General features: G+C 44.3%; 10 protein-coding genes and 1 riboswitch. All 10 genes read right to left on the bottom strand.

The window, feature by feature from the left end:
- Positions 1-5: 5 nt before the first annotated feature.
- The 10 genes from RTV33_RS09645 to fliD all read right to left on the bottom strand — a co-directional run bounded on the left by RTV33_RS09645 (position 6) and on the right by fliD (position 13,944).
- Complete coding sequence (locus RTV33_RS09645; RefSeq protein ID WP_312643776.1) at positions 6-797, bottom strand: FliH/SctL family protein; 792 nt, start codon at positions 795-797, stop codon at positions 6-8.
- Positions 781-1,788 carry a flagellar motor switch protein FliG gene (gene fliG, locus RTV33_RS09640; protein ID WP_396327275.1) on the bottom strand — a complete coding sequence of 336 codons (1,008 nt, stop codon included), beginning with the start codon at positions 1,786-1,788 and terminating at the stop codon, positions 781-783. The genes RTV33_RS09645 and fliG overlap by 17 nt, the downstream gene beginning before the upstream one ends.
- Before the next feature lie 2 nt (positions 1,789-1,790).
- A complete protein-coding gene (fliF, locus tag RTV33_RS09635) occupies positions 1,791-3,374 on the bottom strand; it encodes a flagellar basal-body MS-ring/collar protein FliF (RefSeq protein ID WP_312643772.1) in 1,584 nt (527 codons plus the stop codon).
- 79 nt (positions 3,375-3,453) lie between these two features.
- The gene (gene fliE / locus RTV33_RS09630) at positions 3,454-3,762 is read right to left on the bottom strand and encodes a flagellar hook-basal body complex protein FliE (RefSeq protein WP_312643770.1); all 309 of its coding nucleotides are present in this window, start codon (positions 3,760-3,762) and stop codon (positions 3,454-3,456) included.
- A gap of 244 nt (positions 3,763-4,006) precedes the next feature.
- A riboswitch (cyclic di-GMP riboswitch) is annotated at positions 4,007-4,091 on the bottom strand.
- A gap of 462 nt (positions 4,092-4,553) precedes the next feature.
- Positions 4,554-4,988 carry a flagellar basal body rod protein FlgC gene (gene flgC / locus RTV33_RS09625; protein ID WP_312643768.1) on the bottom strand — a complete coding sequence of 145 codons (435 nt, stop codon included), beginning with the start codon at positions 4,986-4,988 and terminating at the stop codon, positions 4,554-4,556.
- Positions 4,989-5,000: 12 nt separating this feature from the next.
- Positions 5,001-5,366 carry a flagellar basal body rod protein FlgB gene (gene flgB, locus RTV33_RS09620; RefSeq protein WP_312643766.1) on the bottom strand — a complete coding sequence of 122 codons (366 nt, stop codon included), beginning with the start codon at positions 5,364-5,366 and terminating at the stop codon, positions 5,001-5,003.
- A 14-nt stretch (positions 5,367-5,380) separates the two neighbouring features.
- Positions 5,381-6,229, bottom strand: a complete 849-nt coding sequence (locus tag RTV33_RS09615) for a class B sortase (RefSeq protein ID WP_312643764.1) — start codon at positions 6,227-6,229, stop codon at positions 5,381-5,383.
- A complete protein-coding gene (locus tag RTV33_RS09610) occupies positions 6,226-10,572 on the bottom strand; it encodes a cadherin-like beta sandwich domain-containing protein (RefSeq protein ID WP_312643763.1) in 4,347 nt (1,448 codons plus the stop codon). The genes RTV33_RS09615 and RTV33_RS09610 overlap by 4 nt, the downstream gene beginning before the upstream one ends.
- Before the next feature lie 143 nt (positions 10,573-10,715).
- Positions 10,716-11,090, bottom strand: a complete 375-nt coding sequence (gene fliS / locus RTV33_RS09605; RefSeq protein WP_312643762.1) for a flagellar export chaperone FliS — start codon at positions 11,088-11,090, stop codon at positions 10,716-10,718.
- Between the two features lie 19 nt (positions 11,091-11,109).
- Positions 11,110-13,944: a flagellar filament capping protein FliD gene (gene fliD / locus RTV33_RS09600; protein ID WP_312643761.1), complete on the bottom strand. Its 2,835-nt coding sequence runs from the start codon at positions 13,942-13,944 to the stop codon at positions 11,110-11,112.
- Positions 13,945-14,031 lie beyond the last annotated feature (87 nt).

Below are 14,031 nucleotides of genomic sequence, written 5' to 3'. Positions count from 1 at the left end.
CATTTCTATTGCCCGATGTCTTCCAATTGTGCTTTTAAATTCTCCAGCTGAACCCAGATAGACGCATCTACAATGCCATCCGGCGATTCAATTCGGCAGGTGCCTGCGGGCAAATCTACAGCCCGCAACTCCACCGTTTCGCAACTTGTGTTTAGACCGTAGAGCTTTTGCTGCAACGAAGAAATTAGCTGTGGCATTGCTTGAGAAAGTTCAACCGTTACGTTGTTTCTTTCTTTACCTGCTGCTATTGCGGCCCGAACCAGTTCCTCCATTTCGCATTCATCTTGCTGAATTTGCTTGTTTAAGATTTTTTCTGCAATTTCCAATGCGAACGTTGCTACACTGTCTTCAAGTAACGCAAGCTGCTCTGCCTGTTTATCTTGCAGCTGTGAAACCATGGTATTAATTTGGGTGAGTTCATTATCGAACGAGTTCAGACCATTTTGCATCCCTTCGGCCCGCCCTTGCTCATACGCTCGCAAACGAATTTTCTCTGCCTGCGCGGTAACCTCCCGCAGCATAGATTCTCTTTGTTGACTAAGGGTTTCCATTGTCTGTGCCATAAGCCTGTCCGCGTCTATTTTTGCACTGCTTAGAATTGCCTCGCCCATCGTTTTTACTTGGGCTAACTGCAAATCAATATCTAAGCTTTCTCTTTTCTGTTCTGCAGCACAGTCGTCGTCTTCTTGCCCCGAAATATCAGGGGTTTGAGCTGGGATGCTCACATCGCTGAGCATGACCGTACTTTCAACTTCAAACGCATTGGCAGATTTAATAATCTTAGACAATGATGTCATCCTTTCCTCCCTTGGAGATTACCAGTTCGCCTTCCTCTTCCAGCTTGCGGATAATCGATACAATCTTTTGCTGTGCATCTTCTACATCACGCAGCCTTACATTGTGCAGATACTCCATATCGGTACGGATAGACTCCTGCATTCTCTTGGACATATTCTGGAAGATAACTGCTGATACATCGGGATTTGCCGCCTTGAGCGCAACCGCCAGATCTTTGGTATCGATCTCCCTGATAAACCGCTGAATCGACATACTGTCGAGGAATGTGATATCTTCGAAAACAAACATCAGCTTTCTGACATCCTCGGCAAGCTGCGGGTCCTTGTTGTTTAGCTCATCAAAGATATTCTTTTCGGTACCGCGGTCTACGTGGTTCATAATATCAGCCACATAGTTGAGTCCGCCAATCTCCATCAGATCCACCGAAACAATTGCGGCAAATTTTTTCTCCAGCTCTCGCTCAACAAGGTTGATGATCTCAGGAGACGCTCTGTCGAGCTTTGCAATTCTCTCCACTACATCAATTCGCCTGTCCTTAGACAGCTCTGAAATAATCATAGATGCCTGGTCTGCCCTTGCATAGGATAAAAGCAATGCAATTGTTTGCGGATGTTCGTTTTGAATAATATTCATAAGGCTTTTGTAGTCTGCCTTGCGGATAAAGTTGAATGCTTTTGTACGTAAAGACTTTGACACGCGCTCCATCAGTGAAAGTGCCTGCTGCTGTCCAAACGCTTTTTCCAGTACGTCCCGCGCGTATTCTACACCGCCCTCGGTCATAACCTTTTGGGTAACGCAAAGTCCGTAGAAATCTTCAATGATCTCTTTCATATCATCCGCAGGCAAGGTGCTCATTTTGGAAATTTCGAGAGAGAGCATTTCTATTTCGTCTTCATGTAGGTATTTATAAACCTTTGAAGCGTTTTCTGCGCCCAGTGCAATGACGACAGCTGCTGCTTTTTCGATAGAAGATTGTGTTCGTAGTGCCACAGCTATTCGCCCTCCTTCAGCCATGCTCGAATCAACGTTGCCGTAATTTCGGGATTGTTTTTCGCAAATTCACGCACCTCATCGGATATTGCATTATCCATAGAGCTGAATGCCTGTGCCTGCTCCCGCAGATTCTTGCGGTGCTCATCAATTTCTTTCTGCATTGCCGAAACGTCTACTTTCGGCATTTCAATCTCTGGTTGGGTTTCATCCTCTTCTTCAACAACTTTCTTCTTGCGGGTGAGAAGGAGTATCAACACAATTATGAGGGTAAGAATTGCGACTGCTCCTGCAATCCAGAACGGTTTCGACTGCAGTATTCGGGTAATCGCCCCGCCGCCCGCGGGTACCGCATTGCCGTTATCTATTATAAAGTTGTTTACAGAGATATTCTCAGGGGCAATGTTGGTAGCCTTTGAGGCTGTTTCAACCAAAGCCTCTTTCTTTTGTGGGGTGAGGTTTGCATCTTTCACGGTAACAGCAACAGATGCTGTTTTCAGCTGAGCATAGTCTTTTTCAATCTGCTGCTTTATGTAGCTCACCAAATAATCTACATCTTTTGTGTAGTCGATATAATCCAACGTTCCGTCACCGTCTTGATCGACGTATTCCGGAATATCGGTATTGTTTTCTTCCCCCGGAATCCCCTGTGCCACCTTGTCCTTATCCATAGCGTATTGCTCATTTTCATGTTCCTTGATGCCGTTTCCGTTTGCTTCGGGAACATACTGCATGTTTTCGGTAATCATTCGATCATAATCGATGACAACGGTGGCAGCGACCATAATGTCGTCGGGCCCGTAACCTAGCGAAAGCACTTTGAGGATTTTTTCTTCCAGCTTCTTTTCCACTTCCGCTTCAAAGCCCAGCCGCTCCAACCCTAACAGGCTGCTACTGGCACTTTCTTCAGCCGAGGGAATCTCCTTCATTGTAGCAGAATCGATAATCGTTACATCCTCCGGAAGGAGTTGCGGCACACTGGAGGCCACAAGGTTCTTAAGTGCAGATACCTTTTCCGGTGACATGTTGTACCCCGGAAGCAGACTTAAAGAAACAGAACCTGTGCTTTTCGTCGTCTTCTCGTCCCAAACGTAGGTGCTTTCCTGCGGAACATTCAGTGTGACAACCGCATTTTTCACACCATTCATCTGCTTTAAAGTTCTTTCGATTCGATCCTGCAGATTCATCAGCAGATACTGCTTCTTCTCAAATTCTGTTGTTGTGAAACCGGCATTGTTTGAAAAAATATCAAACGGAAGTGTGGTTTTTGGGTACCCCAGTGCCGACATATCCAACATTGCATTGCCAACTTGGTCGCTCGGAACCAACACCTCGCCCGCCGCATTGCGTTGTACGGGAATGGACCTGCTTTGTAATGCGGCAAAAACCTCTGCACTTTCTTCGGGGTTCATCCCCGGATACAAGATGCTATAGGAAACATTTGCCAAATTAATCAAAACAGCTACAACAACTGCAAAAAGTATAATTCCGGCAGCAGTGCCGCCAATAATTATTTGTTTCTTTTTCGTCTGTTTTGTCCAGTATTCTTTCGTTGACTGAATTCCCTTTTTTACTTGTTCAACCATATTTCACCCAAACTATCAATTATATTTTTAGAACATCATCCGCTGTAAACAAAAAATGCTGAGAACGAAAGCTATAAAACTATATCTGCATTCTCATGATTTCGTTATACGCCGCGACCGCTCTTGATGTAAGCTGAACAGTAAGCTCCAGCGCTGTTGCCGCTTTTTCCGAGTTTATCATAATATTGTGCAGGTCGTCTGCCTGCCCCATTGCAAGGCGATAAGCATCCTCATTGGATTGAGCCTGAGTTTCGCGCAGGTTATCGACCGCTTCTTCAAATATTTGTTTAAAGGGCATTCCTGTGTTGGCTTCAGGTCGAGCTGCCTGCACCGCGCTTTTTTCGATAGGAGCAATAGCGGGCATTTGAGAGATTGGTACGATAAACATAACGATTCCTCCGTATTGAAGTAATAAAAAGTGTTCATTAAAAAAAGACATATAAAAAAGTTGTCACTACAGTAATAAAACGTCTTATCGCTGTAATAATCAACTTTGTCAAATGTAATATCTATTCTTTTTCATATTTCCACCTATTATCCTTAATATTTTTTAAGCAGATAAAAGGTAAGTTCCTTTATTTAAAACAGCGCATACCACTATCAACATATGCAAAATTGCATATGTTAAAAATTATGGTAACTGGCTGTCATATTCCTAAGAACTTAGACCCTATAGCTTTGCGCAATTAACTTTCGTTAATCCTGCCTTTTTCACATTTTTTTAATTGGTTTTCTGCTATGCCACTAAATAAACCGGGGTAACTGTCCGTCAATAGAAGACTTATGGAAACATCATCAAATTTGTATAACTTTCCAGAATCAATGCATGGTTTTAAAATATAATATCATTACTACTGTTGATTATAAACCAGAATCTAATATGTGTCAATATTTGTCGAAAAAATTAATAATAAATTGTAAATAAATTTTACTATTTCAGCATATTTTCTTCTAAATTTTAGAATTATTGTAGAATTAACGCATTTTTTACGATAGTTTTACGAAAATTATTGCTAAATACAATTTTTAACAAATAATTATATCATTTTCTAGCAAAAAGCTTAAAGCTGTAAACGATAATAAAAATTTGGATAAAATTTTTCCTTCTAAACATAATTTATACAAATAAAAGCAGATAACAACATCAGCTTGTTATCTGCTTTTTATTTTGCCTCTTCTTTATTTACCGATTTCCAGCGCCTTAAGCGCCATCGCCTTTACAACATTTAGCGCAGTAGCATTTGCTTCATACGCTCTTGTTGCAGCCATTAAATCAACCTGCTCCTCCGCCGTATTTACATTTGGCATCATAACGTAGCCATCTTCATTTGCATGCGGATGGGTAGGGTCATAAACGGGGGTAAACGGATTTTGGCTTTCTACAACCTGTGCAACCCGAACACCACCCGAATTTGCTTTGTTCAGTTCCTGTTTGAGGTTCTGTTCAAAAGTCATTCCACGCTCCTCAAACACAACCTGTTTTCTGCGGTAGGGCTCACCGTTTTCGGTTCTGGTCGTGGTGCTGTTTGCCAAGTTTTGAAGAATAATATCGGTGCGAAAACGTTCTGCGGTAAGCGCAGAACCCGCAATATTAAGCGAATTGAGAAATGCCATTGCTTTCACTCCTTATTTCATTGCCTGATTGAGCACATAACGAATGTTACTGAACTGCCCGCTGATTTTCTGTGTGAGATAAGAATATTGCGCATAGCTCTTCCACAGTTCAATTGTTTCTTTTTCCATATTGACGTTATTACCATCCGGGCGCACAGATGTTGTGGTATCGGTTGAAACGGTCGCCTGAAAATGGTATTCGTTCTTTCCGCTTTGTGACTTAACGGCGTCGCTGAGAACATTTTGGAATGTTACAGCCTTGGCCTTATAGCCCGGGGTTTCATAGTTTGCAATGTTATCGCTGATGACCCTCTGCTTCATCCAAAGAGCGTCCAGACTGCTTTGCATTGCTTTAAACTCCATATTGTTGTACAGCAATTGACCTTCCTCCTTTATGTGGCCGAAGCAAACACAGGCTGCTTCGGGCTTGGATTTTCTTTTAGTTCTACTGCTTGCTCAGGTGCACCATCGGCAGGCAGCAGCTTTGCCATAAGAACAAAGCGCTGGTCTCGTCGGTCGCCGTATTTGACGCTGCAGGTAGAAAGGGTAAGTACCTTATCATTGGGATAGACAGAAACACCATAATCGTAAAGAGACCGCACCTTTGCCTCGTTGGCCATCGCAATTAAAGCGCCGCTATCCATATCGGGGGTAATGTAATTAAAGTCCAGGTCGGTGTAGAATGCTGCAAAAATCTGCCATTGCATCTGCTCACCGTCAATCGAAAAATAAACCGTGCGGTTCTTTTCCGCGAATTCCTTTTGTGTAAAACGAAAAAGCTGTGAAAAACGGGGACCTTCGGGGTTATCCTTCAGGTCACTGTGCCCATAAATAACGGTATTGGCGGAAAGCGCATCTCTGCTTTCAAATTCAGATGCATAATCTGTGAAATAGCATCCGTAGATGTCATCTTCTTTTTTCTCATTCCGCCGCAGATAATACATGTTGTTGTTTGATTGCAGAACACTGTTGTTAATGTCGGTGTTGGGAATCTGGAGCCAGCCAACCGTGTCCTCGTTTTGGCTGGTAGCATGCTGCAGAGCGAGCGTGACCTCATAAAAGCTGGTGTCTGCCTGAGAGCCGGTTGGCAGCATCGGCCCACGCACGTCTGCAAACACAACACTTGCCGGCTCGGCAGGCTGTTCGGCAGATGTCGGGAGGTTGCCCATCAAAAGGTACCCCCCCACCGCCAGACCAGCAACAACTACTACAACCAGAATCGAAACCAATACTTTTCTCATGGCTTATCTCCCCCTATCCCGTACCGCCTATGCATCTCACCGGTATCGGGATTCACACGGTCGACAAGGCCTAAATTGCCTCCGCCCATAGCACCGTTTGCCCCACTCTTGTCTTCGGAGCCAACTACAATTTTAATTGTAATAAAATAAGTCGAAAAATGGTCCAGTTTTATGGCAAACGTACCTTTAGAATTGGTGTTGAAATAGCCATAATAGTCGATTCTGTCGCGTTCTTTATTGTAGTAGTGCCAATACAGCTTTTTGTTCTTGTACTTCTGCCCAAGGCTTAGGGTAAAGGTCGTCGGCGCAGGCAGCTCACCATGATGCTTAAAGTAGATCATCACCGGCTCCAGCTTGTCGTTTGCCGATTTCTCCCTCATCAAATCATAGATCGCTTCCTCATCGGGCGAAGTGAACAACATTGAGAAATCGTACACCTTTTCATGCGGGATTATTTTTTTGATATCTCGTGCTTTAAACTGGAGGGAATAATCGTTGCCCACAAAGGTAATGACCTTGTTCGGGTACTTTTTCAGTTCGTTAAACACATCTGCGGATACCATGGCATATTTTGAAATATCTACCACAATATTGTCGGAACCTTTGAAATCAATTATATCCGGAGTAATCGGTTTTAGCAAGCCCTGCTTTTCCTCATCTCCGCGAAAAACATTAATGTAATATTTTTTTACTGTGGTTTTATCGGGCGAAGTGACTTCCACTGTGAAATTGTTCTCACCGTTTGTAATCGCCTCAGAATAATCTCCGTACTCATCGCCGATTTCTTTCGTACCCGAAAGCACCCGCACCTTTGCCAATCTGTCTGCTGCGCTCGGAATAATGTCAACAAACGAGGTTTCATCTTTAACCGAAACCTCATAGGTGGAGATAGACGGCTTAAATTCCGGTGACATATATCCATCTTTTACTTCAAGGCTTCTCAAATCGGCATTGCTGCTCTTATCAATCAGGTTCTCGTTCGTCAGCTTGACGTCGTAGCTGCGCTTGTCCGTGCCGTTTTGCGCAATAACCTCAATGTTTATTGTGCTGTCCACTTCAACCACATCAATGGCGTCAAACGGTTTTCCGCTCTCGGCCTTTTTACCGTTAATCTTGATAATGGCATACGGGTGGTTGGCAGTAGCGGTTACGACAACCGATTTTCCGCCATCTGCGATGATTCCTTTATAGCTCTGCTTACTGGGAACGAAGATCGGCTTAAACTCCTTGAGCCCCGTAATCGACAGGCTTTTGAGAAGATTATCTGCACTGGGTTTCGCTCTTGCAATTTCTATCACGTAGGTTTTGATTGTGGTCTTGTCCTCAGCGGTAACCTTAACTTCAAACCTGGTAACCTCCGGGTGCTTACCTAGTTTAAACGCATAGCTTTGCTGCCCGTTCTTAATTTTTTTGCCGTTGATTGTAATTTCGTACGGTGCGTAAAAAGCCGCCTTTGGGGTAAACATGACACTTTCCGATTCGTATGCAACCGGAATGGTGTATTGCATGGTATCGGGGTAGAAATCGTATTCAATAACCTTTTTGTTCTGGTCTACGATATCCAGCGAGGTAAGCGACGCTTCGTCACTGGGTTTTTCTCTGGTAATTTCCAGCTCGTAGATTACTTCAGTTTTCTCATCTTCCGCAGTAACCTTGATGGGAATATTGAACACAGGCTTTTCGTCCGTAGTGCTGTCTACGAGGATTTTTGCCGAAAGCACATCGGATTTCAGATCAACCCACTGTTTGGTTTCATCATCGCTCTTGTAAACATCACGCACCTTGATGGAGCTGACATTAGCGTCAGTCGGCTTTGCCTTCACCTTAATTGAGTCTACTGCATAAGGGATTTGCATCTCATACACCAAGGTATCTTTATTAAACTTTGGGGTAAAGGTGATGGGGTTTTCCGCATTATCGGTGATGATGAGACTATCGAGCGTAGCAATTGTACTTGGATCAAGCCGGCGCACGGCAACTGAGTACTCGGTTGCATAAGCTTCGTTTTCAGCCGTTACCTTAACCTTAATGTCTGTAGGGTTGACGCCCTCACCGTAGCCAAGGTCTATTAAATCGGCTGTGCTGCTCAGTATGTTCTGCTTTTTTGGTTCGGGGCTTATAATTTCAGCCTTTGCCTCAATAAAGTTGGGGGTGGCTTGTACCCGCACCTGCTTCACACTGTATGGTACGGAAAGCTCATAGCTTGTCTGGCTGCCTTTAAAGCCCGTCAGTAAGTTTTTCTGCGCGGTGTCCTTGCTGTTCGAGATTTTCAGATCCTTGAGCGTAGAGTCTATACTTTTATATGCCCTTGTAATTTCCAGCTTGTAGATCATTTTAATCGAAGGGTTTTGAGCAGTGGTCGTAATGCGCACCGTTGCGGTATCACCCTCGTCGGGCAGGTTCACCGTGATTGGCTTGCCGCTTTCCACTTCTGATGTTTGCTTTGTGCCATCAACAGCCACAATCTCAACTTCTATTGTTTTCTTTGCCTTTTTATCATTCAATACAGGCACCAGTGTAATTTTAGCTGTATCACGAAAGGGTACCTCAAACTTATACTGTGTGGTTTCGGGCTTAAAGCCGTAATCATACTCCTCACCCGCAATCAGCCCAAACAACTTGTCATTGTTTCGACGCAGTGTCAGAGATGCAAGCGTAGCGTCCTTACGCGGAGTAGTGTCCTGCACCGAAATGATGGGAGTTTCAATGGTTTGGTATTTCTCAATACGTCCGCCGTTGCCTTTGCAATAAAAATCAAAGAAAATACGGGTACTGCCCTCTTTCGCTGCTACAAATTCAAGGTCTATACTGCCAACGCCTTTAGGGTTGGGGTTGTTCACCTTTGTATTGTAGGCATAGGCAGCGGGCTGTCCATCCATAAAAATTTTCAGAACGTTGGGGTCATCCGCGTGAATGATAACATATTCTGCCGCCGCATTTTTCTCGCCCATATACATGGTGGAATAAAAGCGGTAAGGCAGGTTGGTTGTTTCCGTTGCACCGGTCACCGAGTTATCGTAAACATCCATGTTTTTGGGGATGTTTTCAATTTTATTCGATGCCCCTTCTGTGGGAGCAATGTTAGTTGGGTCTTTGCCGCCCACCTGCTGGGTCAGCAGCTTGATGTAGGCAGGCCGCCCCTTACCCTTTACAGTGATAGGAACCTCTGCCTCTGTTACACTGTCCGCAACGGGCTTTCCATCAATCAGGCAAGTGATCTTTGCTTTTAGTATGCCTTTTACGTCAGATTCCTGCTTATGTACTTTTGCTCTTGTTGTTTTTATGGTTTTATTTTGGTCATCGGTACTGCCGTCGTTATCAATTTTTTCGATGGCCGCAGAACCATACGGGTCATTCTGATCCCACTCCCACACCCAATCGATATCAAACTTTGCACCGAAGTACGGTACCTCGGTTGCCAACTTAAACTCAGTGGTAATCCAGTTGTAATCATCACTTTTATTGGTGAGGATCACGTACTTGCTTTTTGTTACATCGTTTACCACTGCTTTAGCAAGCTGCGATGCGGCAGCTTTTGCACTCCATACACGCATAATCATGGGGCTAGAGGGTGCAGTGCTGAACACAATTTCGTAGGTGGTTCCTGCGGTTACTTTATATTCTTTTTTCTCGGGAACGCTGTCGGGTATGATAGTGCCTTGCTTGGTGTAAACCAGCAGCTTGATGTCGGTTTTTTGCCCTTCACTGCTGCCGTCCCAAAAGTTCACCTCCAGCGGCCTGGGGTCTTTGCCGCCTGTTGCCCTTTGGCCTGAAATCGTTGCACCATCTTTATACCGCGAAAAAGCACCGGTAGGGGTGCCTACGACTGAAAACCTTACATTGCCTTCTTTTTCATCGCTATCTGCCTTAATTTTAATACTACTCTTTTCCAAAATCGCCATACGGCTTTCGCTTGTTACATCAACCGCCATGGCTCCATCGTTCCAGCTTTCCAAGGCGGTACCCGTCGCAGTAATGGCAAAGAAGTTTGCTGTTATGGAATATGATTCCATCCTTTCCATGCCCTCGGGTTTTGTGCCTGCCGCTCCCTCTTTTGTGCTAAAGCTTTTGGTAGCGTTGTTGTAAGTAATGTTCTCTGCCGCTGCCGTACCGCCCATGCCTTGAATGATAAACGGTGGTGAGCCAAGGGTATATTGAGTAGACGTGCCGATAGACACCTCGGCCCCGTTACCCTCGATTACGTCGGCGGCAGTAGCAGATTCGCTGCCCACAAACTTCACCTCGGGCACCGCCGAAGCAGGGGCTGCCATTGTAACAAAAGCTGCTTCGGGAACGGTAAACAGCAAAACCAGTGCCAAGAAGAAAGCTAAATATCGTTTCATAATCTATCCTCCCCGAATTCTTTTCGGATTTTTATAATTATCTTCAATCCTTTTATCGACACATTCCTACAAAAATTAATGAAAATACAAAAAAGTTCTGCATCAGCAGAACTTTTTTGATAGGCAATTAATCTTTACACAGCTTATTGCTGCATACGCGAAAGCCTTTCGCCCTGTGCGAAGGTATCTTTTAATTCAGAAATTAAGGGAAGAATTTGGTCAATTGGCTGAACATCTTTTTTAATGTTACTTTTGATAATCTGTTCGTTGAAGAAATCGTACAGGTTTGAAAGATTACCCGAAACTTCGTAATTGTAATTCAATGTCGATTTCAGATAATTGATGATTCTTTGGGATTTTTGCAAAGAGATGTTGCTGCCCTCAATATCCTTTTCACCAATACAAATAATCGCCCTGCTCAGCTGGTTGATAACCTCTTCGTACAGCCGCACTACCATTTCGCCTTGCGTCATAGTCATAATCGACTGTTCTTTGTATTTTTCATAAGGATTTACCATAAAAAATCTTCACCTCGTTTTAGGAAGCAAACTGTTGCATAAGCCATGAGCTCTGCTGGTTCATATTAGAAATCATTTGTTCCATTGCATTAAACTGCTTCCAATATCTTGTTTTCTCGGTTTCATAAGTTCTTTTCAGGTTTGCAATTTTATCATCGATGTCTTTCAGCTGTTTATCCAACGAGCTGTTTTTATCAAGCGTCGCCCCCTTGATACCTGCAAGCGATACCAGAGAACCGGGTGAACCACTGTTTGCCTTCGTGGCTTTTTCCATGATGTCGTTGACTGTTGCCGCCAAACCTTTGTTTGTATCTGTAAACAGCTTTTCTACTTCCGATGGATCGGTTGATAGCGCAAGCTTAAGCGCCTCGGGGTCACTGATTACCAGTTTGCCCTTATCCTTCCAGTTGTTTGAGGTGCTGATTCCGATTTCGTATAGAGCAAACTTAGCATCATCCGGCTTTTGGAACAGCGCCATGCGCATATCACCGAGAATGCTCGAAATAATTGAATCTTTACGAACAAGACCGGTTTTAGATTTCTCCTCCCACAGCTCAACCTCTTTTTCGCTCATTTCTTTTTTCTGGGCTGCGGTGAGGGGCGGATACTTGCTGTATTCGTTATCCTCATCTATGAGCTTATTGAGCTTGTCGATTAGTTTGTTGTACTCGTTGACGAAGCTCTCAATGCCCTTATAAGTTTGCTCGGTATCACGCGTGGTGTTAACCTCAATTTTTTGATTTGGGTCTTTCGCCTCGTTAAATTTCTCCACTAGCTCAATATTTAGCCCATCAATGGTAAAGCTGTTGGTGTTACGTACAATTTCTTGCCCGTTTACCGTAAGAATTGCGTTTTCACCTTGAGTTTCGAGAGGGCTGGAAAGCGCGGTGCTGTTAAGCACCATTTGATCAACGCCGAAAAGTTTCTCCATCGCCGCCTTGCCAGCATCATCGTTACCTTCCACTGTAAACTGTGACGTTGTACCCATAATGCCCAGTACGCCCGTCTGTTCATCGAACACTACAGAGCCGCCGGCTCCCTTAGCAGCGTTATCCAAAGCAGTCTTAAAATCGGCAAAAGTTGTATAGCTGCTCAAATTGATTGCTGTTCCACCAATTTGTATGCTACCGGACGTTAACCCCAGATCACTCATTGATGTTGTATCTGTAACACGCTGATTTTGACCCGCGGCAAAGCCCAGTGCTTTTGTAAACGCAGCATCATCTACATTCGCTTGAGAAAATGTTACGTTAAATCCCTCAGCAGATTTTAAACTGACTTTGCCCGCATCTAGGCTCAGCCCAATATTTGCATTGCCATTTTTATCAACGCCTGCTATGCTTTTGAGCTCTTCGTTGATGTGGGCAACTGCCTCCTCCGCGGTGTAATCAGAGCCATCCTCTTTTTCCGGCAGCTTAACGGTAATATCTCGCCCATTTATATTGAGGCGGAACTCGCCTGTTTTTAAATCGGCGGGCATGTTAACGCTATTTTCTGCATGGATATTTGGGTTTCTCATCGGTACGCCCAGTGCACTGCCGCTGCTACTCTGACCAAACATGACCGTCAGCAGATTACCGACATCCTGCTCCATGTCAATTTTTACACCCTCACCCATTGTTTTTGATTCCATGGTAAAGCTATCTTGCAGAGAAGAATAAGAAACCGTTACCCCTGCCTGGCTGGAGTTGATGCGGTTTATTACCGAAGAAAGTGTGTCGTTCTTGGTGGCTTCAATTTTTGTTCCGTTAATGGTAAAACTAAAGGTGCTGCCCTGCAGTTTTTGACCAAAATTGATATCGCCCAACTTCATATTCAGGTTGGTTTTATTGGACTGACCTTCCTTCAGACCCAATACAGCAAGCCCCGCGGAGCCTCCTGCGCCGGAGACGGTCACCTGCCTGCTGCCAGTGGTGCTGAGCGTGATTTTCCCACCGTCGTACTTAACGTCTATTCCGTTGCCAAATGCTTTGGTAATGGAGTTTTTTAGGTTTTCTGCTATTGCTGCGGCTGTACCTGCCACAAGAGTATTACCATCTTTGTCTTTTACCGCCGCATCGCTTAATTCTATGGTTTTTTCCACACCATCCAAAATTACTTTGATTTTCGGCGCGGCCTTCGAAAGATCAATTGTGCCGCTGATACTACCGGTACCGGACTGCCCGTCCTTCAAGCCGAGAACTTCTAAATTTTCGGCAGAGCCGCTCACCTTGACCGACTGGCTGGCATCTGTTGCTTCGAGCACCAGTTTTCCGCCGCTTAGTTTAGCCGTGACTTTACCATTCAATTCGGTATTTGCTGCAATTTTTGCATTGATGTCAGCTACAACAGCTTCATTGCTGCCCCCCGAAAACTCAATGCTTTCCGTCGTATCGCCGACATTGATGGTTATTTTTCGTTTCATATCTCTAATTTCTTGAAACTTATCTGTACTAACTGTACCGCTCAGCTCACCGGTTACCGGGTGCGTAGATGTCTGTTTGTAAGCCGAGGCAAGCTGCTTGATGCTGTTTATGGTAAGTTTGCCCGCCTGCGCAGAATTGGTGGCGGAAATTTTTACCGCATCTGACTTGTAGGCAGCGGCCATACTGTTAAAGAACTTTTGGGACAGAAGGTTGGTTTCCGGCTTTGAGAAGCTAAAGAAATTAGTTTGAAAGTTGTGGATACTGGAAATTACATCGCGGTAAATTTCCTGTTTCCACAAAAGCTGCTGTCTCGCCGCGTTTTGCTTATCTATTTTCGATTGTGTTCCTGAAAGCAATTTATCGACCATGGATTGAGTATCCATACCGGAGACAAGGCCTGAAAGCCCATTGCTTGTGGAGCTATAGCCCGTCAAAGAATTAATTGCCATTTCTATAATCCTCCTTTTTCACTATAAAATGCTTCTATCGAAAAAAGCTGTGAATTTTATACTCTAATACTATTATCGGAATGATTC

Origin of the sequence: Hydrogenoanaerobacterium sp. (genome assembly GCF_032017025.1) — a bacterium.
In the GTDB taxonomy this organism is placed as follows: Bacteria; Bacillota; Clostridia; order Oscillospirales; family Ruminococcaceae; genus Hydrogenoanaerobacterium.
The sequence above is the reverse complement of the archived record's forward strand: the minus strand, read 5'-3'. Positions and strand labels throughout refer to the sequence as shown.

Bases quoted from the DNA above. Each gene is read 5' to 3' on its own strand.
- RTV33_RS09610 (WP_312643763.1), bottom strand. From the start codon at position 10,572: ATGAAACGATATTTAGCTTTCTTCTTGGCACTGGTTTTGCTGTTTACC.
- fliF (WP_312643772.1), bottom strand. From the start codon at position 3,374: ATGGTTGAACAAGTAAAAAAGGGAATTCAGTCAACGAAAGAATACTGG.
- RTV33_RS09645 (WP_312643776.1), bottom strand. From the start codon at position 797: ATGACATCATTGTCTAAGATTATTAAATCTGCCAATGCGTTTGAAGTT.
- fliD (WP_312643761.1), bottom strand. From the start codon at position 13,944: ATGGCAATTAATTCTTTGACGGGCTATAGCTCCACAAGCAATGGGCTT.
- RTV33_RS09615 (WP_312643764.1), bottom strand. From the start codon at position 6,229: ATGAGAAAAGTATTGGTTTCGATTCTGGTTGTAGTAGTTGTTGCTGGT.
- flgC (WP_312643768.1), bottom strand. From the start codon at position 4,988: ATGGCATTTCTCAATTCGCTTAATATTGCGGGTTCTGCGCTTACCGCA.
- fliS (WP_312643762.1), bottom strand. From the start codon at position 11,090: ATGGTAAATCCTTATGAAAAATACAAAGAACAGTCGATTATGACTATG.
- fliE (WP_312643770.1), bottom strand. From the start codon at position 3,762: ATGTTTATCGTACCAATCTCTCAAATGCCCGCTATTGCTCCTATCGAA.